19 protein-coding genes and 1 pseudogene are annotated in these 26,573 nt (G+C 66.5%); 7 read left to right on the top strand and 13 right to left on the bottom strand.

Annotation, left to right across the window (positions count from 1 at the left end):
• Positions 1-313: 313 nt before the first annotated feature.
• Positions 314-1,201, bottom strand: coding sequence for a hypothetical protein (locus KY501_RS11645; protein WP_224362933.1), 888 nt, complete (start codon positions 1,199-1,201; stop codon positions 314-316).
• Positions 1,202-1,422: 221 nt separating this feature from the next.
• On the opposite strand from KY501_RS11645, the pseudogene KY501_RS54265 reads away from it, so the two are divergent.
• A pseudogene (locus tag KY501_RS54265) lies at positions 1,423-1,617 on the top strand (transposase); the annotation flags it as partial.
• A gap of 609 nt (positions 1,618-2,226) precedes the next feature.
• On the top strand, positions 2,227-3,246 hold the full coding sequence (locus tag KY501_RS11635) for a hypothetical protein (protein WP_224362945.1): 1,020 nt from the start codon (positions 2,227-2,229) through the stop codon (positions 3,244-3,246).
• A gap of 459 nt (positions 3,247-3,705) precedes the next feature.
• Here KY501_RS11635 and KY501_RS11630 read toward each other — a convergent pair whose 3' ends face one another.
• A complete protein-coding gene (locus KY501_RS11630; RefSeq protein WP_224362932.1) occupies positions 3,706-4,305 on the bottom strand; it encodes a 2OG-Fe(II) oxygenase in 600 nt (199 codons plus the stop codon).
• A 113-nt stretch (positions 4,306-4,418) separates the two neighbouring features.
• Here KY501_RS11630 and KY501_RS11625 point away from each other — a divergent pair, with 113 nt between their 5' ends.
• Positions 4,419-7,004 carry a helix-turn-helix domain-containing protein gene (locus KY501_RS11625; protein ID WP_224362931.1) on the top strand — a complete coding sequence of 862 codons (2,586 nt, stop codon included), beginning with the start codon at positions 4,419-4,421 and terminating at the stop codon, positions 7,002-7,004.
• Positions 7,005-7,073: 69 nt separating this feature from the next.
• On the opposite strand, the gene KY501_RS11620 is transcribed toward KY501_RS11625, so the two are convergent.
• A complete protein-coding gene (locus tag KY501_RS11620; RefSeq protein WP_224362930.1) occupies positions 7,074-8,144 on the bottom strand; it encodes a hypothetical protein in 1,071 nt (356 codons plus the stop codon).
• Positions 8,145-8,268: 124 nt separating this feature from the next.
• Here KY501_RS11620 and KY501_RS11615 point away from each other — a divergent pair, with 124 nt between their 5' ends.
• Entirely contained in the window at positions 8,269-8,931 is a 663-nt protein-coding gene (locus tag KY501_RS11615) for a DNA-binding protein (RefSeq protein ID WP_224362929.1), read from the top strand.
• A 1-nt stretch (position 8,932) separates the two neighbouring features.
• On the opposite strand, the gene KY501_RS11610 is transcribed toward KY501_RS11615, so the two are convergent.
• Genes KY501_RS11610 through KY501_RS11580 form a run of 7 tightly spaced genes read right to left on the bottom strand, consistent with a single transcriptional unit; the run spans position 8,933 to position 18,819 of the window.
• Complete coding sequence (locus tag KY501_RS11610; RefSeq protein WP_224362928.1) at positions 8,933-10,297, bottom strand: GH1 family beta-glucosidase; 1,365 nt, start codon at positions 10,295-10,297, stop codon at positions 8,933-8,935.
• A gap of 55 nt (positions 10,298-10,352) precedes the next feature.
• A complete protein-coding gene (locus KY501_RS11605; protein ID WP_224362927.1) occupies positions 10,353-11,174 on the bottom strand; it encodes a carbohydrate ABC transporter permease in 822 nt (273 codons plus the stop codon).
• Complete coding sequence (locus tag KY501_RS11600) at positions 11,171-12,049, bottom strand: carbohydrate ABC transporter permease (RefSeq protein WP_224362926.1); 879 nt, start codon at positions 12,047-12,049, stop codon at positions 11,171-11,173. Before KY501_RS11600 ends, KY501_RS11605 begins: the two co-directional genes overlap by 4 nt.
• The gene (locus tag KY501_RS11595; protein ID WP_224362925.1) at positions 12,046-13,344 is read right to left on the bottom strand and encodes a sugar ABC transporter substrate-binding protein; all 1,299 of its coding nucleotides are present in this window, start codon (positions 13,342-13,344) and stop codon (positions 12,046-12,048) included. The genes KY501_RS11600 and KY501_RS11595 overlap by 4 nt, the downstream gene beginning before the upstream one ends.
• On the bottom strand, positions 13,341-14,813 hold the full coding sequence (locus KY501_RS11590; protein ID WP_224362924.1) for a glucoamylase family protein: 1,473 nt from the start codon (positions 14,811-14,813) through the stop codon (positions 13,341-13,343). Before KY501_RS11590 ends, KY501_RS11595 begins: the two co-directional genes overlap by 4 nt.
• 14 nt (positions 14,814-14,827) lie before the next feature.
• On the bottom strand, positions 14,828-17,740 hold the full coding sequence (locus KY501_RS11585; RefSeq protein WP_224362923.1) for a TonB-dependent receptor: 2,913 nt from the start codon (positions 17,738-17,740) through the stop codon (positions 14,828-14,830).
• Positions 17,737-18,819, bottom strand: coding sequence for a LacI family DNA-binding transcriptional regulator (locus tag KY501_RS11580; protein ID WP_224362922.1), 1,083 nt, complete (start codon positions 18,817-18,819; stop codon positions 17,737-17,739). Before KY501_RS11580 ends, KY501_RS11585 begins: the two co-directional genes overlap by 4 nt.
• Positions 18,820-18,945: 126 nt before the next feature.
• Between KY501_RS11580 and KY501_RS11575 the strand changes: the two genes are divergently transcribed.
• Positions 18,946-22,101 (top strand): discoidin domain-containing protein, encoded by a 3,156-nt coding sequence (locus tag KY501_RS11575; protein WP_224362921.1) that lies wholly within the window; start codon positions 18,946-18,948, stop codon positions 22,099-22,101.
• A 45-nt stretch (positions 22,102-22,146) separates the two neighbouring features.
• On the opposite strand, the gene KY501_RS11570 is transcribed toward KY501_RS11575, so the two are convergent.
• The 3 genes from KY501_RS11570 to KY501_RS11560 form a co-directional block, all read right to left on the bottom strand.
• A complete protein-coding gene (locus tag KY501_RS11570) occupies positions 22,147-23,169 on the bottom strand; it encodes a Vgb family protein (RefSeq protein WP_224362920.1) in 1,023 nt (340 codons plus the stop codon).
• Between the two features lie 301 nt (positions 23,170-23,470).
• Entirely contained in the window at positions 23,471-24,304 is an 834-nt protein-coding gene (locus tag KY501_RS11565; protein ID WP_224362919.1) for a hypothetical protein, read from the bottom strand.
• A gap of 87 nt (positions 24,305-24,391) precedes the next feature.
• A complete protein-coding gene (locus KY501_RS11560) occupies positions 24,392-25,177 on the bottom strand; it encodes an NAD(P)H-dependent oxidoreductase (protein ID WP_224362918.1) in 786 nt (261 codons plus the stop codon).
• A gap of 99 nt (positions 25,178-25,276) precedes the next feature.
• On the opposite strand from KY501_RS11560, the gene KY501_RS11555 reads away from it, so the two are divergent.
• Both KY501_RS11555 and KY501_RS11550 read left to right on the top strand, forming a co-directional pair.
• Complete coding sequence (locus KY501_RS11555) at positions 25,277-26,191, top strand: LysR family transcriptional regulator (RefSeq protein ID WP_224362917.1); 915 nt, start codon at positions 25,277-25,279, stop codon at positions 26,189-26,191.
• Positions 26,192-26,360: 169 nt separating this feature from the next.
• Positions 26,361-26,570, top strand: a complete 210-nt coding sequence (locus KY501_RS11550) for a hypothetical protein (protein WP_224362916.1) — start codon at positions 26,361-26,363, stop codon at positions 26,568-26,570.
• Positions 26,571-26,573 lie beyond the last annotated feature (3 nt).

Here is a 26,573-nt window from a genome sequence, read left to right as displayed (position 1 = left end):
TACAACCGCAAGCGCCGACACTCGAGCCTCGGCTACCTGAGCCCGAGGGACTATGAACGGGCCGCACTACCTGATAGGTTGGCAGCATAACTCCCGTGTCCACTAAACCGGGGCAAGCCCAGTACCAGGCTCGCGCCTCGGTCAACCCTTGCTGTCCACAGGCCCCGACTGCCGGAACATCCGAGTGGGCTCCTTTCCACGCGTCTTACCGAGGCTACTCAACCGATCTCCGTGCCGACTTCGCAAACACATTGGAACGCGATGCGCCCGCAGCTCTTTAGCCCGAAATGGGGGTGTCGTTGATGACCTGGAGTCAAGGTTTGGGGAGCTGATCGCCCAGTCCGAGATCCTCGAGCTTGTAGCGATAAGGGCCGACGCCGTCGTTGAAGCGGTCCTGGATCGCATACGTCTCGAGGGTATAGCGGCCGGACTGAGTGAACTCGCGGACAAGGACGCGAGCCTCCTCTTTGAGGACTTCGCCGTTCGGGCCGCGCAGCCGTATGGAGAACTGACCGCTGCTGAAGCGGTAGACGTGGCCTGCCTGCGCATCGAAGGCGAAGGTGTCCACATCACCGGGAATCTCGAGCCCCGCGTCGCCCTCGGTTGATGGGGAGATGAAGGTGGCGGTCTCGGGCGTGTCGCCGTGCTGGTCCGGACCGACGTCCTCCAGTGTGTAGTCATAGGGGATGGGAAAAGGGGTGTGGTCGAAGTAGGGGATGTTCCGAACCTCCGCGTAGACCGTTCCGGTCGTAGTGGCCTCGTACCCCACCACGCCGCGCCAGTAGCTGATGGGGAGCACCTCACCGGACTCGGACGTCAGCCGTACGGGGCAGATAGGCTCGTACACGGACGGGGCTCGAACCAAGCAGCGGAAGCGGTACATGCGGCCTGCCAGGACGTGGATGGCGAAGACGTCCACATCCGCTTTGTCGCTGAGCACTTCATTCCCGCTGCTGGGCTCCAGGAAGGTTGCCTCCTCGTGGGTCGCTCCAGGGTCGGTCGAGCGGCAGTTGTGCCCGGTCGAGACGTATTCAGTGGGGCAGATGCACACGGCCGCTGCTTCGGCCTGCTCGCAGGTGCCGGGGCCGCAGTCCACCTGCTCGCACGTCAGCTCCTGGGCTGGCGGGTCACCGTCGCATGCCGTGAGGAGGGAGGCGAGCACCAGCGAGGCGCTCAGCAGGAGGCGATGCACCGGGGGCATGGAGAAGTCCTCTGGAGTGAGAGCCCGCGGCCAGCTCGCGCCGCAGTGTACACCTCTTCTTGGGACACTCTCAGCGGAACCCAGAGTATGCGCTGGGGCCGATCGGTTTTCATCAGCCACCGGTCTCGCGCGGCCGCGGTGAGCCAGAGCCCTATGGGGTGGCCCTTGCGCCAGGGCCAGCCTCGCACCTGCTGTGGGTAGGCCCAGGTGCTTCAGAGCTGATGGTGCACAGAGGAGCAGTCAACGCTCGTGTCTTCCTGCGCTTCGTGCGAGAGCGACTGTGCCCTTGGCTATGGCCCAGAGACGTGGTGTTGATGGACAACCTGGGCGCTCACACAGTCTCAGGTGCGCGCCAGGCCATCGAGACGGTCGGAGCCTGCGAGGTGTACCTGGCGGCTTACAGCCCCGACTTCAATCTTCGAGAAGTTTGCCGCATGGTTCCGTCAGCGGATCCGATCGGTGGGGAAGCTGGGGTGGTGACGCGCCCAGCGGCGAAGGCGAGTGAACCTAGTACTCCGAGCCAGCCGCGGTGTGGCTATCCGTTGCTTGGCAGGCATCAAACTGCCCACGAGTACAGTGGCCTCTTCAGGGGTGATGAACAGCTTGGAAGCTCGACGCAGGGCCTCCCCCTTTCAATCACAGATCAGAGGGCATGGGACATTCCAATTCCATCCGGATTGGGTGTCAGTCTCATTGATCAGGGTCTCGAGCGTCCTTTCACAGGAGAGCACATGGGACACCACAAGGTTGGGCATCACCCGGCAGCCAGTCGCCTGGCGCCCCGCGCGTCTGTACCGGCCCACTCGGCTCGCAGCAACGCCCTTCAGACACCCTCGCGGTCCGCGGCCCATGCACCGGCTAGGCAGCCAGGTTACTCCGGCCACAGCAGCTTCCAGCCGGCCCACGGAACGCGCCAGGGGCCCAACCTCCTCACCGGGGGCGCGCATGCCTCGCACCTGGCGCCTTCGAAGGCCAGACTCCCCAAGCCGACCACCTTCGCCCAACTGGGTGAGCAGGTGCGGGGCATGTCCCAGGGAGACTTGGCGGCGCGCGAGAAGAACTTGCGCGCGCAGTTCAAGGATGCCACCACCGGCCCGCACAAGGATCTGGGCAAGGCTGCGGAGCTGAAGGCCCAATTGGGCGTGGTGAACTCCGAGAAGAGCGCGCGCAAGAACGCCACCCACGCTCCCAACCCCGAGTACGCGCGGCACACGCACAAACTGGGCGCGGCCGGGCTGCAGGGTGAGAAGGCCCGTCAGCAGGAGCGTCTCCAGGAGGCCACCACCGGCGTGGCCACGGATCCCAAGGTGGCCAAGGACGCACGCCAGAAGCTCTCCCTGATCCAGAAGGAGGAGAGGGCTCGCGCCGCCGAGGTCCGGCGCGGCAACCTTCCGGTGGCCCAGCCCGCGAAGCCGCTCAGCCCCGAGCAGAAGCAGAAGTACGCGAAGGACATCCGCGGCTTGTCGGACAAGGATCTGGCGGCGCGCAAGAAGCACAACGAGGCGACGCTGAAGGACGCCACCCATGGAGCCCACAAGGATCCCATTGTCGCTGAGCGCGCGAAGGCGAAGCTGAATGTGATCGCGAAGGAGATGAAAGTGCGTGAGGGGTTGAAGAAGGGCCCCGATGCCAGCTACGCGCTCAAGCAGCATCGCGCGCCGGACGCCGGGCTGCAGCGTGAGTACGCGCGCCAGCAGGAGCGTTTCGAGGAGGCCTCCTCCGGGGACTTCCGCGACCCGAAGGTGGCGCGCGACGCCAAGGCGAAGCTTGCCATTCTCATGGAGGAGTTCGATCTCCGCGGCCTCGCCCCCGAGGCGGAAGATGGCACCAGTGTGGACACCGAGGGGGATGTGGTCGATGTCGACGTGGGAGGCACCAATGAGGTGGAAGACACCAATGGGGTGGAAGACACCAATGAGGTGGAAGACACCAATGAGGTGGAAGACACCGAGGAGGTGAACGCGGAGCTCAGCAAGATGCTGACAGGACTGGGCCTCCAGGTGGACGCCGCGAGCGCCTTCCTGCACCAGGAGTTCGCGGACTGACGCTCGCCGCCCGCCCTCGGTGTTCCCGTTGGGACGCAAGGCGAGAAGCACTCCGGCGCCTGGTACTTCCATGAGGAGGTAGCTCGGTGTCAATACTCGGCACTGCGCTCTGAGCTGAGATCGTGACGAGCTATCGCTCCGCTCCGCTTCCATCCGCCTTCTGGGGGGCTGCCGTTGCAGCCCTGTGCACATTGAGGCCCGAACCGTTTGGGCGCTGCCATCTACGGGGCGAGCTCGTAGGCTCTTCGTACTAGCCGCAGTGACCCAGAGGAGAGACTCCCGAGGATCGCAGCATCCGGCTGATCCAGTTCGGTTAGGCCCAGCGCATCGTCATCTTCACCCTGCAGGAGGTGCCAGCGAGAATGGTCCGAGCGGCATTACCCGTGCTCAGGAAGAGGATTCGCAGCGGTTGGTAAGGAGTCATATCCAACAGTGGGGTGCTCCCTTTCTGGGTGTCCCTCAAGGCCGGAACATGACGTCCGTGCGCAGCACGTACTTGCAGCCGCTGCGCACGGGCGCGCCCTGGTGGACCAGGGAGTGCTCGAACAGCAGCAACATGCCCCGGCGAGGGGTGATGCTGGGCCCGAACTGGAAGTCTGTCGCCCCGCCCTCGAAATCCTCGTTGAGGTACACCATTGCCGTGAACAGGCTGAGTTCCTGCGACGAGCGGATGAAGGGGCCGTCGCTGTGCCACTTGAAGTACTGGCCCTGCGTGTAGCGGTAGAAGCGGAAGCGCTCGTTGAGGCCGTGTGGATGCCACGAGCCGATGCGCCGGTGCGTGGTGGGCACCAGCTCTTTCATCCGCTCCCAGAGCCGTCCAGACAGCACCGGATCGTCCTTCATCACCCGGGTGTTGTTGCGGATGTCCGGCCGCATCAGGAAGCCCCGGGATGTGGTGATGGGCGCCTCCTCGTACCCCTCTTCCAGGGTCTGCCGGATGAACTCCTTGCACTCCTGCGGGGATAGGAAGTTCGAGACGGTGACAATGGACTCCTCCTCCTCCAGCACCGTCCGCTGGAGCAGGGAAGGATGGGGCTGCATCGTGTCGGTGAGGTTCATGCCCTCAAGATGCGCCGGGAGGCTTTTCCCCTCCAGGGCAGGACCGGGCAGAACCGGGCAGAACCCCCGGGCCTCGTGACAGGCAGGGGCTGCCTCCTGCACCATGGCCTTCCGTGCCCCGCTTCTTCCACCATGCCCTGCTGCTCCAGGCCCGCTTGGACCTGAACCTGACCCAGGAGCAGGCCGCCGCAGCTGTAGGGGTGGATGTGCGCACCTACCGCCGCTACGAGTCGGGCGCCGTCAACGATGCGCGCGGGGGCTTCTCGGTGCGCCACCCCACGCGCCGGCGCATGCTCGAACGGCTTGCCGCGGAGCTGGGCCTCTCCGAGGAGGATCTGCTCGTCGAGTCACCCTCGGCCGCCGCTCCTCCAGCGCCTGCCACCTCCGAGCCCGCGCCCAGGGAAGTGTCCTCTCTCGAGGAGAAGCTGAGTCCCCATTTCGCGCATGCCCTTCAGCGGGCACGCCACTTCGTCGGCCGCGGAGATGTGCTCGCATGGCTCTCGGCGTGGGCCACGGCGGATCAGCCACCAGCGCGCGGGGTGGTACTCGTGGCGCTCGGAGGCACGGGGAAGACAGCGGTGGCGGAGCGGCTCGTGGCGGGGCTGGGAGAGGAGCCGAGGCCTGGGGGAGTCTTCGTCTGGAGCTTCTATGAGGACCCTCGCATCGAGGGCTTCCTCGCCCGGGCGTTGCGCTACTTCGCGCGAGGGGAGGAGGCCGCGCCGGGCGAGCGCCTCGAGCGGCTCCAGGAAGTGCTCGGCGAAGGGCCGCCGCACCTGCTCGTGCTGGACGGGCTGGAGCGGGTGCAGTCCGACGGCGGAGATGGGCGCTCGCGAGGGGAGTTGCAGGACCCGTCCCTGCGGCGATTGTTCACGGTGCTCGCTCGTGGGCTGGGAGGCGCGCGGGTGCTGATGACTTCACGTTTCCCACTCGTGGATCTCCAGGCCTGGGAAGGCAACGGCCTGCGGACGCTGTCGCTCGCGCCGCTCTCCGAGGACGAGGGAGTGGACCTGCTGCGCCTCTGGGGCCTGCGAGGTGGTGGCGGCGCCCTCCGAGAGCTCTCCGCGAGCGCAGGAGGGCACGCGCTCTCCGTGTCGATGATTGGCTCCTACGTGGGAGGCTTCCTCGGTGGGGACGTGAGGCGCTTCGAGGAGGTGCCGCTGGCCGAGGCCGCGCGCGACGATGCGTTGGCGCGTCGGCTCCAGACGGTGCTGTCAGCCTACGCGCGGGCGCTCCCCGAGCGTGAGCGGGACCTGCTCGCCCGTCTCTGCGTGCTCGGCGGAGGCGTGGGTGAAGAATCCTTGGAGGCCATCGCGCAGGCAGGAGGGGCTCTGGCCGGCAGCCTCTCGGGGATGGGACAGGCCGAACTGCGGCGCACGCTGGCGAGGCTGGAGCGGCTGGGGCTCGTTTTCGCGGCGCGACAGGGGCAGGCGCTCTATTCCACCCACCCCTTCCTGAGGGACTACTTCCAGTCGCTGCTGGGAGTTGCACCCGAGCACATCCACGCGCTGGAGCGCGATCGCCTGGCTGCCCGGCTCGACATGCGCCCGCACCCGCCGCCCGAGGAAGGCGCGATGTTGGATGCCTACGAGGCGCTGATGCTGCACACGTTGCGCTCGGGCCATCCTGTCGAGGCCTACGAGCTCTACGAACGAAGCCTGGGCGGCTTTCCGCACCTGGGCCTGCGGCTGGGCGACATGAGCCGGGGCGCGCGACTGACGGCGACCTTCGCGCCGGAGGGAGATCCTCGGCGGCTGCCCGAGTCTCTGCCCGAGCGCGTTCGCTACACGCTCGCCTATGAGGGAGGCCTCTACGCGGGGGCGCTGGGGCAGTTGGACTTCGCGGTGCGCTGCTATGAGACGGCCGCGGGGCTCGCCGAGCGCATGGAGTTCGTGGGGGGGCTCGTCACAGGACTGCGGACGCTGGGCTACACCGAGCGGTTGCGGGGCCGGCTCACGAGCGCGCGGTTGTTGCTCGAGCGCTCCTTGTCCGTGGCCCGGGAGCACGAGGCCTGGGGCCACATCGCGCGGACCACCGCCCTGCTGGGGCTGGTCCTGCACGATCTGGGCGAGGACTCCGCGGCGGATGCACACTTCGATCGGGCGCGTGAGCTGGACAGTGCGCCGATGGCCCGCCGCGCGCTGTGGCAGGCGGAGCACGATCTGGCTCTGGGCCGCCGTGAGCTCGCGCGCGAGGCGACGCAGCGCAACCTGGAGGCCTGTGAGCACCTGGGGTGGCATGGCCATGTCGCGCACTGCCACACCGTGCTGGGGCTGGTGGCGGTGGAGGATGACGTGGCGTCCGCGGGCGAGCACCTCCTCCTGGCCCGTGCCTGGGCTCGCGCCTCCAATGAGGTGGAGATGCTGCTGCGCTGCCACGAGCTGGCGGCGCGGCTTGCCCTCAAGGAGGAGCAACCGGAGCAGGCGCTGCGCGAAGCGGAGCAGGGCCTGTCGCTAGCGACAAGCTGCGGGTTCGGCCTGTTCCGCAGCCGGCTGGCGTGTCTGGCGGCGCGGAGTGTGCTGGCCCGCGAACCGAAGAGCGGAGTGGACGCAGCGTTGGCCGCGCTGGAGGCGACCGTCAGCGAAGATGCGTGGGGGAAGGCGGAGGCACTGGCGCTGGCGGAGAAGGCACTGGAGGCCGCTGGACAGAAGGCGCGTGCGCGCGAGCTGCGTGCGTCCCGATGTGGCTCGGTAGAGCGGTAATTTCGAGGGAGCCAACCTCATGAGCACGTCACTGACAGCTCCACTCAAATCTGGTGAACAAGCTGGGGTTCAATCCTTCGCCACGTACAGCTCGGCGTTCTGGGCGATGGCGCCAGGGCTGAGGGACCAGGATGGGTGCTCGGGCACGAGGAAGAGGGTGCGCTTGCCCTCTGGCGTGCGAGCAGCCCCCAACAGCAGGTAGCGGCGTGTCCGCTGTGCTCCGGCGAGCGTCAGCACGTCGTGTTTCACGCTCCACGTGCCCTGGTCGCTCTCCTGGCCAAACGTCATCGCCCCCACCTGTCCCGAGCCCCCGACGAACTTGTACTGGAACGCGTGGTCCGCGCCGAAGGTGTAGTCAGCGTGGGAGGTGACAGCTGTCATGGAGGTGCCACCAGTATAGGTGTTGACCCACTGGGCCACGCTGTTGGAGCCGTGAGCGAAGCTGCCTACGATCTCGGCATCGTCCACCAGGGGCAGGCCCACGGGGCTTCCTCGCACGCCCTTCAGTGCCTCCTCCAACTTCGCGTGTGTCGTGTTCCACGAGAACGAGGCGGACATGGCCTCTCCGATGCCGCCGGGGGTGGAGTAACTCTGGATGAAGACCAGGGGCTCGAAGCGGTCATCCGCCTCCACCAGGTAGAGCGTCACTCGGAAGGACCGGCCGTTGCCCTTGTGGTGCACCGTGCCCCCTGTGAAGAAGGCTCGCGCACCGTTGGACATGAAGCGCCGCATCACAGGCGGGTTCGGCTTCACGTCGTTCCAGTCCGCACCGATGCGCTCAACCCACATGCGCGCGACCTTGCCCTCGCCGTCGTCGAGTCCGGGCACGCTCTGCAGCCGAAGCGCTTCCACGCCCAGGGTGTCACCTCGGTCCAGCCATTCGAGGATGAACCGTCCATCCGGAAGCGTCTTCCATCCCTGAGGCGCGTCGAAGGCGAAGCCTCCTGGCTCGCCACGGTTGCCGGTGCCCCGAGTCTCATGGCTGGCGGATCCTGCCGCCGTGGCGGTGGGAGCGCCCGTCTCAGAGGGCCCACTGATCAGTCCCAGCGCCAGCAGTCCCAGTGTGCCGGTGCAGCACAGCGCGGAGGCACCTCCAACAGTGATGAGGATCCAGAAGAGCGGGCTTTTGGTTCGTGCCATGGGAGAGAACAGAGGGGAGCGCTGGGGTCATGCCCTGGAAGGCAACAGGCTCCTGTCGCCACCAGAGAACAGTAGCACTGATCTGGAGTTGTGTTGGGTGGGGACCTCGTAGGAGATCGGTCCCATGACACTTCGCACGATGTCTCGACTGGTACTGGTAGTCATCCTGGCGTTGTCTGGCTGTGGCGATGACGAGCAACAGCCCAAAGTCACTCCCATCCAGGAGGCGCGTGGCAAGGCCGATGGCAGCACGGTCACCATCGAAGGCGCGGTCTCCGTTGCACCTGGGACCTTCGTCTCCGCCATGGGCGATGAGGGCTTCGCCTTACAGGACTCCTCGGGCGGCATCTACGTGAAGCTCGCCGAGAAGCAGGGCTTTGGTCTGGGCGCCAAGGTGCGCGTCACCGGCACGCTGGCCGAGCAGAACAAGCTGCGCATCCTCGAGGCCGAGCCCGCCAACGTCAAACAGCTCGAGGGCACGCAGAACGTCACTTCCAAGCAGGTGAGCACCGGCGAAGTCACCGAGTCCAACGAGGGCCTGCTCGTGAAGGTCAGCGGCAACGTGACCCAGACCTTCCAGGACGACTCCCCCTACGGCTACAAGCTCTACATCAACGACGGCTCGGGGGAGGTTCAGATCTTCGTCCACGTTTCGGCGGGGCTCGACAAGGCCACGTTGCAGGCGCTGACGGTGGGTCAGCGCATCGCCGTCGTGGGGCTGGCGGCGCAGTACGAGACCACCTATGAGGTGGCGCCGCGGCAGCCCTCGGATCTCACGGTGCCCTGAGTCAGTCCGCCGCTTCGCTCAGGGCAGCGCCGTTCGTGGCGACCACCCGCGAGTAGAAACGCGCGCTGTCCTTGGGCGTCCGCTTCAGGCTCTCGAAGTCCACGTGGACGATGCCGAACCGCTTGGAGAAGCCGAGCGACCACTCGAGGTTGTCGAACAGGGACCAGACCATGTAGCCGCGCACGTCCACTCCCCGCTGGATGGCGGTGTGCACGGCCGTCAGGTGCTTGCGCAGGTAGTCGATGCGCAGCGGATCTCGGACGCGGTTGCCCTCGGCCACCGGTGGGTCGAAGAAGGCCGCCCCGTTTTCGGTGATGTAGAGGGGAATCGGGCCGTAGCGCTTCTTCACCATCTCGAGCGTGTCGACGAGCCCCTGCGGGAACACTTCCCAGGTCGTCTCGGTGTACGTGGCCTGCTTCTGCCGCACCGGCGCGGCCCGCTGTGGCCAGGATCGCTCATCCGCGCGCGTCACGTTGCGCGTGTAGTAGTTGATGCCCAGGAAGTCGATGGGCTGGTGCGTCAGCTTCAGCGCCTCCGGTGACCACGGCTCCCACGCGTCGCCAAAGACTTCGGTCAGCTCCTTGTCCGGGCATGTCCCCAGCAGCGCTGGATCCAGGTACTGCCGGTTCATGTACGCGTCTGCCCGAGCCGTAGCCGCCAGGTCCGCGGGGCTGTCCGAGGCGGGGTACTTGGGCTCGAGGTTCACCACGAGGCCAATCTGGTGCTTGCCCGTGGCGCGATACGCCTGCACCGCCGCGCCATGCGCCCGCATGAGGTTCCGCGAGGCGATGGGCGCCTCGTAGAGGTTCTTGTGGCCCGGAGCGAGGGGGCCGTGCAGATAACCGCCGTCGGACACGACCCACGGCTCATTGAGCGTCGCCCACTTCTTCACCCGGTCGTCGAGCCGGCGGAACAGCGTGGTCCCGTAGTCAGCGAACCAGTTCGCGATGTCGGGGTTGAGCCAGCCACCGCGATCATCGAGGGCGGCGGGCAGGTCCCAGTGGAAGAGGGTGATGATGGGCTCGATACCGTTCTCCAGCAGCGCGTCCACGAGCCGCTCGTAGAAGTCGAGTCCCGCCGGGTTCACCGCGCCCTTGCCGAGGGGCAGGATGCGGCTCCAGGAGACGCTGAAGCGATACGCCTGCATCCCCAAATCGCGCATGAGCGCCACGTCGCTCTTGTAGCGACGGTAGTGATCGCAAGCCACATCGCCCGTGTCGCCGCTGGGCGTCAGGCCAGGCGTGTGCATGAAGCGTTGCCAGATGCTGGGGCCCGCTCCGTCGGCGAGCGGCGAGCCTTCGATCTGATAGGCCGAGGTGGCACTGCCCCAGAGGAATCCGCGTGGAAACTCGATGGTGGTGGTCATGTCCGGTTCAAGGTGGGTGGGTGATCTCGAAAGTGGCGGTTGCTTGGGCGCGGCTTCATCCCTTGATGCTCCCGGCCAGAAGTCCCTGGATGTAGTAGCGCTGCAGCACCAGGAACAACACCAGGACAGGCAGCACCGTGATGACACCGCCGGCCATCATCAGCTCGCTGTCCTGGACGTGCTCCCGCGTCAGTGAAGCCAGCGCGACGGGGAGCGTGTGACGGTCGTCATCGGTGAGCACGATGAGCGGCCAGAGGAAGTCATTCCATGAGCCGAGGAAGGTGAAGATCGCCAGGGTCACCAGGATGGGGCCGAGCGATGGGAGCACGATCGACCAGAAGAGGCGGAACTCGCCCGCTCCGTCGATGCGAGCCGCTTCGAGCAGCTCGTCTGGAATGGAGTGCGCGTACTGGCGCACAAGGAAGATGCCGAAGATGTTCGCCACCGACGGCAGCAACACGCCCAGGTACGTGTTCACGAGCCCCAGCTGCTTGAGCAGCAGGAACAACGGAATCATGGCGACCTGTCCGGGGATGATGAGCGCCCCCAGCAGGAGCCGGAAGATCCGCTCGCGGCCCGCGAAGCGCAGCTTGGCGAACGCATAGCCCGCGCTGACGTTGAAGGCGAGCGCCAGCAGCGTCGCCATCGTGGCCAGGAACAGACTGTTGGCGAAGCTGCGGCCCATCCCCGTTTGGGCGAAGAGCTGGTGGTAGTTCTCGAGCGTGGCGGCGCGAGGGAGCAGTGGTGTGGGAGTGCTGCTCGCCTCTCCCGGGGCCATGAAGGACACCGACACCATCCACACCAGTGGGCCCAGGCTGACCGCTGCGGCCGCGAGCAACGCTGCATTCACCAGCAGGGTCCGCGAGCGTGTCCTCATGGCTCGCTCCAGCGGCGAAGGGCGAAGGACTGCACTGCCGTTACGCCAAACATCAGGAGGAAGAGGAGGAAGGCCACCGCCGAGGCAGAGCCCAGGTTCCACCACTTGAAGCCTTCTTCGTACATGAAATACAGGACGCTGGTCGTGCTCTGCAGCGGACCTCCCTGCGTCATGACGTAGGGCTCCGCGAAGAGCTGGAAGTACCCCGCCATGGTCAGGATGCTCACCAACACCAGCGTGGGAGCCAGTGAGGGCAGGGTGACGAAGCGCAGTTGCTGGAGCCCCGTGGCGCCCTCGATCCGCGCGGCCTCGTACAGCTCTTCCGGGATGCTCTGCAGCGCAGCCAGGAAGATCACCATGTTGAAGCCGAAGTTCTTCCACACCGCGAACAGGATGATCGCTGGCATGGACCAGCGGGGATCTCCAAGCCAGTCGATCGGATGGATGCCGATCCGCCCGAGCAGATCATTGATGAGGCCATAGCGGGTGTGCAGCAGGTAGTTCCAGATCACCGCGACCGCGACCAGCGTGGTCACGACCGGTGCGAAGAGGGCCGTTCGGAAGAACGCCTTGCCGCGCGCCACCGCCGAGTGCAGGAGCAACGCCGCGGCCAGTGAAGCTCCGATCGAGAGCGGAACGCCCGCGACGACGAAGTAGAGCGTGTTCCCGAGTGCCTTCCAGAAGAGCGGCGTCTGGAGCAGGCGCAGGTAGTTGTCTCCCCCGACGAAGCGAAGGTTGTCGAGCCGTGCCAGGGCGTAGATGTCGAAGTCCGTCAGGCTGAGGCCCAGCGCGGCGAGGACCGGCAGGAGGAAGAAGACGGCGATCATGAACAGGGCGGGCGACACGAACGCCCACCCGGCGTGCGCGGTCTTCACGGGCCGGCCTCCCGTGACAGGATCCAGCGCCGCTTCTCCAGGATGCGATCGGCGCGCGCATCCAGTTCCGAGACCGCAGCGTCGACCGTCAAGGCTCCGTGCGCCGCCTGCTCGGCGACGATTCTCAGCTCGGTGGCGATACGCTCCCACTCCGGTACCTTGGGGGTGGGCTCCACGCGCTCGAGCTGTTCCCGGAACGCGGCGGAGTAGACATCCCCGCTGAGCGCCGAGCCTTCCCAGCTCGACCGTCGGGGCGGCAGGTCGCCGGACAGCGCGTAGAAGCGACGCTGAACCTCAGGCTGCGACAGGTACTCGATGAGCTTCCAGGCTGCCTCCTGGCGCCGGGAGTTCGCGAACACCACCAGACTCGAGCCACCTGCATTCGACAGGCCCGCGCCTCTGGGACCGGGCAGCGGTGCCGTCATCCAGCTTCCCGCGAGCTCCTGGGGCAGCCGTCGCTTGAACTCGCCGATGTTCCAGGGACCCGTGATGTAGAAGGCGAAATAGCCCCGGGCAAACTCGTTCCAGACGTTCGAGATCTGCGTGTTGGTCGCGCGCGGAGCCAGCTCCTTCTCGAACAGCTCCAGGTAGAAGCCCAGGGCCCGCCGGAAGCCCGGGCTGCGGAAGTTGCCCCAGCGGCCGTCCTCGCGCAGGAGGGGCTCGTCCTGCTGGAGGCCGAGCAGCAGCAGTGGCTCGAACTCGTTGAGCGGCACCAGGATCGAATAGTGCTCCGCGCCGGGCAGCCGCTTGATGGCGATGAGCATCTCCCGCCACTCATCCCAGCTCCGGGGCGGGTGGTCGAAGCCGGCCTGGGCCAGCAGGTCGCGCCGATAGAACAGCAGCCGGGTGTCGACATACCAGGGGACGCCGAAGAGCCGTCCATCGATGACGTTCGTGTCCCAGATGCCAGGGAAGTAATCCGCCTGTTCGACGACGGCCGACGCCGCGACGGGTGGATCCAGGGCGGCGAGCGCTCCGAGCGTGGCGAACTCGGGGACCCAGGTGTTGCCCATCTGCGCCAGGTCGGGCGTCGCGTCTCCTACGAAGGCGGTCAGGAGCTTTTCGTGCGCCCCCTGCCAGGGCAGTTGCTGCACGTTGACGCGGATCCCTGGATGGCTGGCCTCGAAGCCACGCGTCAGCTCGGCCACCACTTCGCCTTCCCGGCCCATGGCCCAGAACTCGAGCACGATCTCGTTCGAGTCCCCTCTGGCACAGGCGGCCACGCCGCACACGAGCGCGGCGACGGAGAGCCAGCGAGCGCTCGGCCCTGTTGATCCTGTGCCAGCCTCCGTCACCGCTTCTCCTCCAGCCAGCCGCCCTTGAACCCCGCGCGTTCGAGGCCCGCGCGGAGATAGGGGTTCTTGCGCATCACCCGCCACACGAGCTGGCTGCGGTGGTTCTCGATCATCGCGATGATCGGCCCCTGGTCGATACCGAGGTAGTCGCCAGCCACCCAGCCGAAATCCGGTACCCGGCGGCCATGCTTGAGCGGAACTTCGTAGGAGAAGCTGGGATTGAAGGAGTCCAGAAAGCCGTAGGTGGAGTAGATGTGCCCGCCATACTGGCGATGCATCTCCACCACCGCTGGGATCGCGATCTCGGGTGCGAAGGGGATGGACGCGGCGGCCGCGGTGGGTGCCAGCGTGCCGTCGTCATGGAGCTCCGGACCGCGGGCCGCGTAGCTGCGAAACAAGCGACGTTGGCCTTGGTTGTCGACCACGACATCGGCGGGCCCATCGCAGGCCGTCAATCCCCAGATGTCCTGGCCGTATCCCTTCCAGCCTTCGGGATTCGCCATCGCATACGCGCGCTGGGCATACGTGGCGCGGCGGCTGTTCTCGAAGTAGTCGATTCCGCGGCCGCGCATGTAGTCGTCCTGGATGCCCCGGAAGTCCACCCAGACATGCGTGTACTGATGACCGAAGAGGGGAGGGAAGCGCAGATGCTCCTGGCCGAAGGAGGTGCCCCACGCCTTCTCGTAGCCGGAGACCCACTCCTGCCAGGCATCCGGCTCGACGGGATACGTGGGCGAGCCCAGGGCCAGGATGACCAGCAACATCGCCTCGTTGTAGCCCCTCCAGTCGTAGGCCATGAAGCCGGCTTCAGGTAACCAGCCGTGCGTGATGGAGGGAGGGCGCGCTTGCGCCCAGTGCCAATCGACCCTCCGATAGAGCTCATCGGCGAGCTTCCGGAGCTCTGCCTCCTGCGGCGAGTCGCCATCGAAGTAGGACTGCACGAACAGCACTCCCGCCATGAGCAAGGAGGTGTCGATGGTGGAGAGCTCCGTCTGCTCGAAGCGGTGCCCCGACTTCATGTCCAGGAAGTGGTAGAAGAATCCCTGGTGGCCGCTCACGCCTCGGGCCGCGGGCCCCTGTGGCGCGGAGCGCAGGAAGCGCAGCGTCGTGAGCACCCGGTCGCGAGCGGCCTCGCGGCTCACGTAGCCTCGCTCCACTCCAATGCCGTACGCCGTCAGCCCGAAACCCACCGCAGCGATGCTGCTGAAGGACGGGCTCGGATAGCGATCAGGGATCAGGCCGTTCTCTGTGTTCGCTGTCTCCCAGAAGAAGCGGAAGGTCCGCGCCTCCAGATCATCCAACAGCTCCTGCGAGGAGACACGCGGGGTGCTCGAGACCGGGCTTGAGCTCGGGCTCGGGCTCGAGCCTGGACTCGGGCTGTTGCAGGTGCAGCCCGCCATCGCGCTCGGCAGGAGCAGTGCGGCGGCCATGGCGGAGAGGAGCGGGTGACGGCCGGGGTATGCCATCATTGGGAGGCTCCTCGTCAGAAGCTGTAGCCCATGCCGAATTGGAAGTTGCGCGGCGGGCCCACCAGGCTCGAGGGCTCACCAAACTTCGGGTTCGCCGGCTCGGCCGACGGCGGGATGAAGCCGTCATATCCGCCAAAGTTCTTCGCGTTGAAGAGGTTGAAGCACTCGGCGAAGGCGCTGATCTTCTGCCCCTCGGAGATCGTGAAGTCCTTCGCCAGCCGGAGATCCACCTGGCTGAACTGGATGAAGCCATCCGCACGGCCGCCGTTGGGGCGGAACACGAAATCGGGAGACCCGAAGCCGTTGGAGGCATCGGAGATGTTGTAGGGCAGGCCGGAGCCGAGCGTGATCAACGTGGACAGCTTGAACTCCAGCGGCAGCCCTACGATGCCGGAGAGCACCAGCCGGTGACGCTCATCGGTCGCGGTGGGCGCCCACGGGCTGTCCTTGACGGTGGGGTAGTCGAAGTTGAAGGTCGACCCGCGCTCCCGGGCGTAGCCCAGCGTGTACGCCACGGACGCGCCCCACTGGATGCCCCACTTCGAGAGCTCGTTCGAGTAGCGCTTCTCCGCGGACACCTGCAGGCCCTTGTAGCTCGAGGTCCGGTCATCCACGGAGATGATGACGTTGCCGAAGCCGCCCGGCGTCGGGATGAAGTCACGGGTACCGGTCGACCGGCGGTTCGCGGGATAGAAGCCGACGCCGTTCTGGCTGTGGATGTACGTGAGCGTCACCGAGGTGTTGATGGGGCCGACCTGCTGCCGGACACCCGCGCTGAACTGATCGCTGAACTGAGGCTTGGTGTCGTTCTCGAGCAGGTAGATCTCCGGAGCCGGTGCCACGCCCTGGTTGATCAGCGTGTCGAGGCCTTCCTTGCTCAGGTACTCGGGCCGCCAGGCGATGGTCGGCTGCCCGTTGCGAGGCGTGCCATCCTGCGAGAACTGGAAGCTGCGGACCTGGTACCGCAGGCGGAGTTGCTCATCCACCGCCGTGTTGAACAGCGTCCGGTCGTAGTAGCGCCCAGCGCCCGCGAAGAGGACCGTGCGTCCGTTGTCCTGCACGTCAAACGCCACGCCGAGCCGTGGCTGCACCGCTCCCAGGAAGATGGGGCGCTGGTGGCCGTCGGTGATGTAGTTGTCGACCCGGAAGAAGTCGGGGCCGTTCGTGGGCTCGACCAGGCGCGCGAGCTCCTCCACCGCCGCGCGGACATCGTCGGGCGTCACATAGTCGTTGTTCAGGGGATGGGTCTCCACATCCCACCGCAGGCCCACGTTCACGGTGAGTCGCCGGGCGATCTCCCAGTCATCCTGGGCGTACACGCCGAACTGCGTGTTGTTGGCCGCCATCAGCGGGTCGCCCACGCCATAGGAGGCCTCGAACGGGAAGTCGTAGCTGAGGTTGTTGGCGGAGTCCTCTCGGTAGCGGAAGACCGGGTTGCCGAAGAGCGAGCGCTCAATCTGATACTTCTGGAAGGAGACCTTGGCGCCGGTCTTCACCACATGCTGGCCAGCCCACTCGAAGTTCGCGAACGTCAGGTCATTGCGAAGCGTGAACGCCCTCTGGCGGATGTCCTGGGTGGTGTCGCGGCCTCCCAGCCGGATGACGCCCGTGTAGTCCCGTCCGATCAATCCGGGGTTGGAGGAGGTCGGGTTGAACTGCGAGTCCAGGTACTGCAAGGTGGCTTCATTCGTCAGCGAGTCCAGCCGCAGTTGGTGCCGGGCCGAGGCGGTGAGCACGTTGTTCCGCACGTTCTCCGCGCCTTCGAACGCCACCAGGTTCCCGAAGCTGCGGATGTCCGTCTCCCTGCGGAGGCTGGCGCTGAGATCCACGGTCTGGTTGCCGGCCGGTCGCCAGGTCAGCTTCCCGAAGCCGAGGTGCTCGCGGAAGGGGCTCGTGAACCGGCCCTCGAACTCGCCGAACCGGCTCCGGTTCTCCTCCGTGGGGTTGCCCATGGACACCAGGTTCGAGCGATCCTGGATGTTGCCCTCGTAGCTCGCGAAGAACTGCAGCTTGTCCTTCACGATGGGCCCGCCGATCGCGGCCCCGAACTGGGAGCGCAGCAGATCCGGCCGCTCCAGGGAGCCCCGCTGCACGTCGAAGTAGTTCCGGGCCGCCAGGTTCTTGTTCTGGTAGGAGAGGAAGAGGTCGCCGTGGAACTCGTTTCCTCCCGAGCGCGTGATGGCCGAGATGATGGCGCCGCTGGCCTGCTCGTACTCTGCCTTGTAGTTCTGGCTGATCACCCGGAAGCCGCTCACCGCGAGCTGGGGGAAGGGGTTGCCGCGGCTCGAGTCCTGCCCCACCACTCCGCCCTCGATGACGTTGTTCTTGAGGCTCACTCCATCCACGAAGACGTTGGTGTTGCTGGCGTCGAGCGCGCCGGAGGAGTAGTTCTTCTTGAACTCGTCGTTGGAGAGTCGGACGCCCGGCGCCAGCGCCGCGAAGTTGAGGAAGTTGCGGTTGCCCTGGGGAAGATTCTCGATCTCCTCGCGGCTGACGTTGGTGGCGACCTCGGCCGTCGAGCTCTCCGTCGTCTTGCCCTGCACGACGAGCGTCTCGCCCTGGCCGAGATCGAGCGCGACCTCCTCCTCGAGGTTGATCTTCAGGTCCACCGTCTGGCCGACCTGCAAAGTCACCGAGCGGTCCACCTCCTTGCCGCCAGGCACAGTCGCGGTGATCACGTACTCACCAGGCGCCAGGCCCGTCAGCAGATAGGAACCATCCGCGCGCAGGGTGCCCTTGGCCGAGGCGCCGTTGTCCGTATTCACTGCGGCCACTGTCGTACCAGTGGTCGTCCCGCTGCTCGAGCTGAGCTCCACCCGGATGGTCGCAGTCGTCTTCTGCGCGAGCGCCGGCATCGCCGCCAGCAACACGGCCACCCCCAGCACGCTCCACATCCGCTCGACTCTGCTGCCTTGCTTCCTGTTCATGGCAACTCCACTGCTTGACGCCGGGAGCGTCGTTTGAGCGGCTTCTCGGCGCCGCAAGACTCGCGAACCATCACCTCGGGCACCAACGTGCGCGACACGGGTCGGGACTTCTCCGGGCTCTCGATGCTGAGCAGGAGCTGCTCCAACGAGGACCGGCCGAGATCCGCGATCTGGACGCGCACCGTGGTCAGCGCGGGGCTGACCAGCGAGGCGAGTGGAATGTCGTCGAACCCCGCCACGGCGATGTCGTCGGGGACGCGCAGACCAGCCTCCCGGAAGGCGACCATGCACCCCACGGCGATCACATCGTTGGCGGCGAAGACTGCATCCGGGCGCTCGGGCTGGGCCGAGAGGCGCCGCCCGGCGAGGTAGCCCGATTTCTCGCTGAAATCTCCCGGCAGTACCTGCGGCGCGACCCGTGCCTGCGCGGAGGACATCTCGTCGCGATAACCGCGCAGGCGCTCCTGGGCGTCGAGGTTGAGCTCCGGCCCCGCCACGTGAGCGATGCGCCGGTGACCGCACTTGATCAGATGTCTGACCATGGCACGTGCACCGCGGTAGCTGTCGATGGTCAGCGTCGAATGCCGGGTGTCCTCCAGCGGGCTGTTGAGGAGCACGATGGGCAGGCCGCCCGGCAGGTTCTTGTCCAGGAGCGTGGCATCGACATGCGGAGACATGACGAGGAGGCCATCCACCCGGCCGCGCATGGTACGGATGGCTACTGCGAGCTCCGCCGCGTCCCCGTGCGTGCTCGACAGCAGGAGCTGCAGGCGCTGCTGGCGTGCCACAGCGTCGATGCCTCGGATGAGCTCCGAGAAGAACTCTCCGTGCAGATCCGGCAGCAGGACTCCGATGACATTCGTCCGCTGGGTGGCCAGGCTGCGCGCCCCGCTGTGCGGCACGTAGTGGAGGGAACGCACCGCCGCCAGCACGCGCTCGCGCGTCTCCGCGCCCACGGTGTCATGGCCATTCATGACGCGTGACACCGACGCGATGGAGACGCGGGCCTTGCGAGCCACGTCCCTGATGCTGGGTTGTGAGCTGTTGCGCTCGAGCCGGGCCATGAGCTGATCAGTCATGTAAACGTTTTCTCCCTCGGCGTAAACGTTTTCTCGATGACGCTGCGCGGCGTGATGAGGCCTCGCGGTGTGAGCGAGACTCCGCGACCGCTCATGACGAAAGCTCTCAACGCAGGGGGTACCGTGATGGCGCGCAGCGTCGCAGCCACTGCGGCACTCCTCCTCACCGCGGCCGCGCCGGATCCTCTCGCGCCGAGGGTGCTCGACGCCTTTGATGACATCAGCCCTTGGCGAACCGCGGCATCGGATGGTGTCTCTGTGTCGAAAGCGCCGGTGCCGGGTGCGGAGGGCGGTGCGCTCCGGATGTCCTTTGATCTCGGTCCGTCCGCTGGATACGCCTTCGTGCGTCGCGACCTGCCGCTCGAGCTTCCGGAGAACTTCGAGCTCGCCTTTGCCGTGCGTGGCGAGGCAGCGCCCAACAACCTCGAGTTCAAGCTGACGGACGCCACGGGTGAAAATGTCTGGTGGCATGTCCGGCGCGACTTCCGTGTCGGTCGCGAATGGAGCGAGGTGCGCATCAAGCGGCGCCAGATCTCCTTTGCTTGGGGGCCCCTCGCGGACAAGACGTTGCGCCGCGCCGCGGCGATCGAGTTCGTGGTCAGCGCGGGCAGCGGCGGTGGCGCGGGGTGGATCGAGATCGACCAACTGCGGATCCGGAGTCTTCCGGCTGAGGGTGGAGAGCCACCGCCGATCATCGCGCATGCAACGTCAGCGGATGAGCTTGCGCCGCTCGTTGTCGACGGCGATCCGGTGACGGCCTGGCGCAGCCCCGCCTCTGCTCGGGAGACGCAGGAGTTGACGCTGGATCTCGGCCGCATGCGCGAGTTCGGTGGGCTCACACTCACGTGGGTTTCCGGCATGCATGCGCGCGACTATGAACTCGAGCTCTCCGACGAAGGGAGCCGCTGGCGTTTCCTTCGCCGCGTCCGCGGTGGAGATGGTGGCGAAGATCCGATCATGGCAACGGAGTCGGAAGCCCGGTTCATCCGCATCCGGATGCGGAATCCCAGCGGACAGGAGTTCGGACTCGCGGACCTTCGTGTCGAGCCACTTTCGTTCGGCGCCGATGCGAACTCCTTTCTCATGGCGCTGTCACGCCAAGCGCCTCGAGGACTCCACCCGCGCGGATTCGCTGGCGAGCAGAGCTACTGGACGTTGATGGGCGTCAAGGGCGGCGGCGATGGCGCGCTCATGTCGGAGGACGGAGCGGTCGAACTCGGTCGCGGTGGTCCCTCCATCGAGCCCTTCGTCATCGACGAGAAAGGCATTACGAGCTGGGCGGACGCCGAGATCAAACACCATCTCGCGGATGACTCTCTGCCGATGCCGTCCGTGCAATGGACGCGGCCCTCCTGGCAGTTGACGGCCCGCGCCTTCGTGGCTGGCGAGCGCGGGAAGGATCGCCTCGTGGTCCGTTACACACTGAAGAACCTCACCCGCGAGCCGCTCTCGCTGCGTCTGGCCCTGGCTGTGCGCCCGCTGCAGGTCAATCCGCCAACACAGTTTCTCTCAACGCAGGGCGGCGTGAGCCCGATCCATCGGATGACGTGGGATGGCGCGGTGATGAGTGCGGATGGGCGTCGCATCATCCCGCTCCAGCGCCCGGACATGGCGGGCACTTCAACGTTTGACGGCGGCTCCTATCCGCAACGCCTCATGCGGACCGATGCTGCGGGCGAGCGCGCGGTCGAAGATGAGACAGGCCTCGCCTCGGGAGTGCTGGCCTACGCTGTTGCTCTGCCTCCGCTCGGCGAGAAGCACTTCGGCATCGTCGTGCCGCTGACGGGTGACGCGCCTGCCCTGCCGCCCAGAGCGCCTGAACGCTGGCTCGATGAAGAGGAGGCGCGTGTCGCGGCGTTCTGGCGGAAGGAACTCTCCCTCAGCAGGGTGGATGCGGCCGGTGGAGGACGTGAAGTGACGAACGCTCTCCGTACCGCGCTCGCGCACATCCTCATCATGCAGGATGGACCGATTCTGCGTCCCGGTGCGCGCTCCTATGCGCGTTCCTGGATCCGCGACGGCGCGATGATCGCAGAGGCGCTCCTGCGTCTGGGGCATTCGGAGGAGGCCAAGGGTTACCTGCGCTGGTACGCGACGCATCTCTTCGCCAACGGAAAGGTCCCCTGCTGCGTCGATGCGCGCGGAGCCGATCCCGTGCCGGAGAACGACAGCCATGGCGAGTTCATCCACCTCGCGGCGGAGGTCTGGCGCTATACCGGCGATCGAGCGCTACTCCAGGCTGTCTGGCCAAAGGTGGAGGCCGCGGCGCGGTACATGAACCAGCAACGCCTCTCCGAGCGCGTACCGTCCCACCTCGAAACTCCGGAGCGGCGCAACCTCTTCGGGCTCATGCCGCCTTCCATCTCGCATGAGGGCTATTCAGCGAAGCCCGCCTACTCCTACTGGGATGATTTCTGGACGCTGCGCGGCTTCGAGGATGCCGTCATGCTGGCGACGACGTTCGGCGATGCCCAGACGAGGGAGCGGCTCGCCGCGCAGCGGGATGAGTTCCGTGGCGATCTGCTGGCCTCCCTGAGGATGACATCGCTCCGATTCGATATCCCCTATCTTGCCGGCGCCGCCGACCTGGGAGACTTCGACGCCACCTCGACGACGATCGCGCTCTCACCCGGAGGGTTGAGGCGCCAGTTGCCCGTGGAGCTCCTCGAAGGAACATTCGAGCGCTATTGGCAGAACTTCACGGCGCGGCGCGATGGCACTGCCTCCTGGAAGGACTACACGCCCTATGAATGGCGCGTTGTCGGCGCGTTCGTCCGCCTCGGGAACCGCGAGCGCGCCAGACAGGCCCTCGATTTCTTCATGGGCGATCGCCGCCCCCTTGCCTGGAACCAGTGGGCAGAGGTCGTGGGCCGTGAGCCGCGCGAGCCGCGCTTCATCGGCGACATGCCGCATGGCTGGGTTGCCTCCGATTTCATCCGCTCGGCCCTGGATCTCTTCGTATACGAGCGGCGAGACGACGATGCGCTCGTCATCGCCGCAGGCGTTCCGGAGAGCTGGTTGCGCGGAGACGGAGTTCGTATCGAGAATCAGCGCACGCCTTGGGGGACGCTGAGCCTCTCCATGAAGGCGGAGGGCGACCGGCTGACTCTCAGGCTTCAGGGGATGGCCCGTCCGCCGGGCGGTTTCATCCTCCCGGCCGATCTCTTCGGCCCGTCCGAAGCGCTCGTGGACGGCCGCCGTGTGAAGTGGACCGGTGCTGAGCTCCAGATCGCTCGCGCTCCAGCGACGATCGTCCTCATTCGCCGCGAAGCAGGGCGTTGAGCCGACGGAGCCCGTGCGCAGGTCCCACGGGATCCGCTCGGGTGCTTACCTGGGAGCGCCCGTGGCCCGGCGGATGAGCAGCCACGTGGGGCCGCCCAGGGCGCTCGGGTGCCCGGGAGGAATGACGCTGGAGAGGAAGGCGCCCGTCTCACCATCGAAGCGAAGGATGGCGTTGGATTCGTAGCTGCAGACATACAGGGCGCCATCCGGACCGAAGGCCAGCGTCAGAGGGTGGCGCATGCCTCCACTGCCTGGGGTCACGAACACTCCCTGGTAGGTACCCGTCCTCCCATCGAAGCGCAGGACCCGCGAGCTGGACTGATCCGAAACGTAGAGGTTCCCGTCCGGACCGAACGTGAGTCCTCCTGGAGTGGTCCCCTGCGGGGGCTGGGCAAAGAGCTCCACCCGCCGAGTCTCAGGATCCAGCCGGGCGATGGTGTTCGCCACATCGTTGGCGATGTAGAGCAGGCCATCCGGGCCCAGCGTGGCGCCTCCCGGACGGTTGAGCTCGGGCGTGTTGGGGGCAGCGGGCGACCCCAGGTAGCGGCCCGTGGCCGGGTTGAACTCGAGCACGGCGTGGGTCTCCAGGCTCGTGACGAAGAGCTGGCCTCGGGTGCCGACAATGGTCGAGATGGGAGTATCGATGGGCGTGGAGGCGCCGAATTCTCCCTGCAGCGCGCCCGTCGAGAGATCATAGCGCCGCACCCGGTGGAGACCGCGGGCCGCGACGATGAGCTGTCCGTCAGGGAGGAACGCGAGCCCGTGAGGCCACAGCAGCATCGGGGCCTGCGGAGGGATGATGTAGCGCCAGCTCGCCACCTCTCCATCGGGCTGGAGGATGTACTCCGTCACCGCACTGGTGTCGTGGCTGCTCACCACGAACTCGAGCGGACCGCGGCCATTCACGTCATCGCCCGTGCCCGGGGTTACGGCATCCACGTTGCCACCGGTGGTGGTGTCTGAGGGCGGGCCATCAGAGGAGTTCAGCGGTTCGCCACACCCTGCGGCTCCCAGCAGTGCGAGGACAGCGAGTCCCTCAACGAATCCCTTGATGAGACGTGGCCTCATGCTTCCGCTCCTTGCCCGGACTCGTTCCGTCCCGCGAGCCGCGCCACGAGCATATCCGAGAGAGCATGGGAACAATCCCCTGTCGCGCAGCTCGCGGGGGTTGGACTGATCTTTTGTCTGGTAGAAGTTTCCGCATCCCACCTCGCAAGATTGCGGCGCTCTCCCTTGAAGTCCCACAGAGGGCTACAGCCCGGGGGGCCTGTGTCCCAGAAGGTTCCGTTGCACCGCCTGCTGTTCGCTCACCTGGCGTTCCCTGCTGTCCTTCTCCTCACCACCCTCAACGCGTGTAACGGTTGTGGCATCACTCCCGAGTGGGAGTCGCCGATGGTCTTCCAGTACCCCGGGCCACGAGCAACACGAGCCCGATCAAGATCGACACGAACATGATGAGCAGGACACGGCCGCGCGTGGTCAGCAGCACCAGTGAGATCCACAGCGGCATGTGTTGCTGCAGGCCGAAGACCTGTCCTGGCGCCGAGCGGTTGCCAGCGAGATCCACGCTGCGCAGCGCCACCTGGGCGCCCGCGAAGCTCTGGACGTCGAAGTTGTAGAAGCATGTCGACTGCCCGATGAAGTCATCGTCTGGCCGGAGCAGTGCCAGCACCTCCTCGGGGTTGCTCGCGGATACCACCAGCGTCGCCAACTGCGCACGGCCCGTGTGGTCGTCCGCGGCGCCCTCGGTGAGCACGGTGTACCCCTCATGCTCGGTCTTGCAGCTGTTCCCGAAGTTGACGAGCGTGTGCTCATAGTGGAATTGGGCCGCCGCGGGAGGGCTCGGAGGCGTTGTATCGGGCTCCCCTTCCACCCTATAGCTCGCGATCGGAGGCCACTTCGAATCCTGGGGCTTGCCCTCCGGCTCCAGCGTGTAGCGCTTCCCGCCCTCGAGCAGATTGTTCGGGGTGAGCCTCAGCAGCCGATCGCCGATCTGCTCGGTGCTCAGCGGGATCTTCTCTCCATGCTCATCGACGAGCCGCAGGGGAATCGGGCGCCACCATCGGATGTGGAAGACGACGTTTGGCGGAACGGTGCCCTCCTTTGGGAAGACCACCTGCCCATCGGCACAGCTGCACGCGTGGGAGGGGGAGGGCACCAGAAGCCCGATGCCCAACAGCAGGGGAAGCGCGAGGCGGAACATCCACATCGGCTCAGTTCAGCCCAAGCCGTCCCCTCCTGGCCAGCTTCGATGTGGCGGACTGGAGTCCCAGGAGAGGAGCGGTCGGTCTCAGGTCGCGTCGTCGACGTGCAGCGCGAACCCCGAGCGTTCCTTCCCAAGGTCCGTACGAAGCTCGCACGAGGGGATGTGGTAATCGCCATGGTTCTGGCGCCGATAGGGAATGGGCGGCTCGTTCATGATCGTCCCCAGCCTTTGCTCCAGCGCCGAGGCGGCCGCCTCGAACCCCGCCGCATCGAGCTTGTCGGCCCGGTAGACGACGAAGGGCCGCAGCACGTCGAAGCCGGGGTAGAACAGCGTCCCGTGGTTGATGGGGAACAGCAGATCCTCGATCGGCCCGTTGACCCCGCGCGGACCGTAGTGCGAGGCCCAACCGCCCGCCGTCACGCTCAGCATCGCCCGCTTGCCGGTCAGCATGCCCTCCCCATAGCGATCGCCCCAGTGGGTCTCGGAGTGCTCGCCGACGCCATAGCCAAAGCCATAGGCATACACGCGCTCGAACCAGCCCTTGAGGATCGCCGGCATGGAGAACCACCACAGCGGGAACTGCAGGATGAGCAGGTCCGCCCAGCGCAGCCGCGCCTGTTCCTCGGCAAGCTCGGGGGCCTGGCGACCCGTCGCATAGGCCACGCTCGACGCCTCGACAGGGCGCAGCCGTTCACCCTCGGCGAGTTGCAGGAAGTCGCCTCGGTCGAGCAGCGCCGGCCAGCCGGAGCGATAGAGATCCGTGAGTTGTACCGAGTGTCCGGCCCGCTCCAGCATCGCCGCAGCATGGCGTGCCAGCGCGGCGTTGAGCGAGCGGGGATCGGGGTGTGCAAGGACGATGAGCGTGTTCATGGGCGGCCTCTTTCGATGGGGGACCGCCTTGAGGTAGACCGGAGACCATTTTGCCGCTACTCGCATGGAATGCATGAGGGTCTGCCGGAAAAGGGATAGATGACCGCCGCGCTCCAGCACCTGCAGACCTTCGTCCGCGTCGTCGAGCGCGGCAGCCTCAGCGCGGTAGCGCGCGAGCTTGGCGTCGGCCAATCGACGATCAGCCGCCACCTCCGTGCACTCGAGGCCAGCGTGGGGACTCGGCTGCTCCATCGCACGACACGCCACAGCGCGCTCACCGAGGCGGGCACCCGCTACTACGAGGAAGCCCTGCGCATCCTGGAGCTCGTCGACCGCGCCGGTGAGGCCGCACGTGCCGCCGTCGCCACCGCGGCGGGACGGCTGCGCGTCACGTGCTCATCCGCGTTCGGCATCCTGCACGTCACCCGATGGCTGCTGGCGTTCCAGGCGAAGCATCCGGGTGTGAGCATCGACCTCAGCCTCACCGATGAGCGCGCCGACCTCGTGCGAGACGGCTTCGATCTGGCGATCCGCATCGGCACCCTGCACGACAGCTCCCTGGTGGCACGCAAGCTCGGGGATGCGCGTCGTGTCGTCGTCGCCACACCCGCCTATCTGGCGCGCCATGGCACGCCCCGCCGCCCCGAGGACCTTGCCAGCCATAACGCGATCCGCTTCGCAGGCCGGCCCGACATCGCCCGGCTGGCGTTCACCGCTCCGGATGGCGGCACCGTGAATGTCCGGGTGCAAGGCGACTTCGAGGTCAACCATGGGTTGGCGATCCGCGAGGCGCTGCTCGCTGGGCGCGGATTGGCAGTGGCGCATTGGTGGCTCGTCGCCGATCTCGTCGAGCGCGGCGAGCTGTCCGTCGTGCTGGCGGACCACCCGCTCGCGACCCTGCCCATCCACCTGCTCACCGTGCGCGGCGCGCGGGCGACCACCCGGTTGCGTCTGCTCGTCGATCATCTCGTCAGTGCCGCCGCGACGATTCCAGGGCTCGCGCGCGGCGGGTGATGGTTTTCCCCAAATAGTGCACCACGTCATCCCAGACAGGGCGCTGGCTCTCCATGAAGCTGCGTGGGATGGTGTTTTCATGGAAAGTCCGTTCATCACGAAAGATGGATGTTACGTACTCTGTCCTTCGTGCAAGACACCGTTGACCGAATCGGTGGAAGAGCGCCGCATGGTCCAGTTCAAGCGGAGTGCGCGCGTTCGCGAGCCGGTTCCGTGCGCGGCGTGCAGGATGGACACCTGCCGGGACGCCCCTCTCGAGATGCCTGTCGCCAAGGCCGGCGGCTGGACGTCGTGCGTGCATTGCAAGACGGGGCTCCTCGAGACGGCGCTCTATTGCCATCACTGCGAGAAGTACCAGAAAGAGCCGTTCGAGCGCTGACAA

Origin of the sequence: Hyalangium versicolor, from assembly GCF_020103695.1 — a bacterium.
Classification (GTDB): Bacteria; Myxococcota; Myxococcia; order Myxococcales; family Myxococcaceae; genus Hyalangium; species Hyalangium versicolor.
Note: the sequence above shows the minus strand (reverse complement) of the source record. Positions and strands in the feature narration are given on the sequence as shown.

Excerpts from the sequence above, each read along its gene's own strand:
- KY501_RS11645 (WP_224362933.1), bottom strand. The coding sequence starts at position 1,201 with ATGCCCCCGGTGCATCGCCTCCTGCTGAGCGCCTCGCTGGTGCTCGCC.
- KY501_RS11635 (WP_224362945.1), top strand. The coding sequence starts at position 2,227 with ATGTCCCAGGGAGACTTGGCGGCGCGCGAGAAGAACTTGCGCGCGCAG.
- KY501_RS11630 (WP_224362932.1), bottom strand. The coding sequence starts at position 4,305 with ATGAACCTCACCGACACGATGCAGCCCCATCCTTCCCTGCTCCAGCGG.
- KY501_RS11620 (WP_224362930.1), bottom strand. The coding sequence starts at position 8,144 with ATGGCACGAACCAAAAGCCCGCTCTTCTGGATCCTCATCACTGTTGGA.
- KY501_RS11615 (WP_224362929.1), top strand. The coding sequence starts at position 8,269 with ATGACACTTCGCACGATGTCTCGACTGGTACTGGTAGTCATCCTGGCG.
- KY501_RS11610 (WP_224362928.1), bottom strand. The coding sequence starts at position 10,297 with ATGACCACCACCATCGAGTTTCCACGCGGATTCCTCTGGGGCAGTGCC.
- KY501_RS11605 (WP_224362927.1), bottom strand. The coding sequence starts at position 11,174 with ATGAGGACACGCTCGCGGACCCTGCTGGTGAATGCAGCGTTGCTCGCG.
- KY501_RS11590 (WP_224362924.1), bottom strand. The coding sequence starts at position 14,813 with ATGATGGCATACCCCGGCCGTCACCCGCTCCTCTCCGCCATGGCCGCC.
- KY501_RS11585 (WP_224362923.1), bottom strand. The coding sequence starts at position 17,740 with ATGAACAGGAAGCAAGGCAGCAGAGTCGAGCGGATGTGGAGCGTGCTG.
- KY501_RS11580 (WP_224362922.1), bottom strand. The coding sequence starts at position 18,819 with ATGACTGATCAGCTCATGGCCCGGCTCGAGCGCAACAGCTCACAACCC.
- KY501_RS11575 (WP_224362921.1), top strand. The coding sequence starts at position 18,946 with ATGGCGCGCAGCGTCGCAGCCACTGCGGCACTCCTCCTCACCGCGGCC.
- KY501_RS11570 (WP_224362920.1), bottom strand. The coding sequence starts at position 23,169 with ATGAGGCCACGTCTCATCAAGGGATTCGTTGAGGGACTCGCTGTCCTC.
- KY501_RS11565 (WP_224362919.1), bottom strand. The coding sequence starts at position 24,304 with ATGTTCCGCCTCGCGCTTCCCCTGCTGTTGGGCATCGGGCTTCTGGTG.
- KY501_RS11560 (WP_224362918.1), bottom strand. The coding sequence starts at position 25,177 with ATGAACACGCTCATCGTCCTTGCACACCCCGATCCCCGCTCGCTCAAC.
- KY501_RS11555 (WP_224362917.1), top strand. The coding sequence starts at position 25,277 with ATGACCGCCGCGCTCCAGCACCTGCAGACCTTCGTCCGCGTCGTCGAG.
- KY501_RS11550 (WP_224362916.1), top strand. The coding sequence starts at position 26,361 with ATGGTCCAGTTCAAGCGGAGTGCGCGCGTTCGCGAGCCGGTTCCGTGC.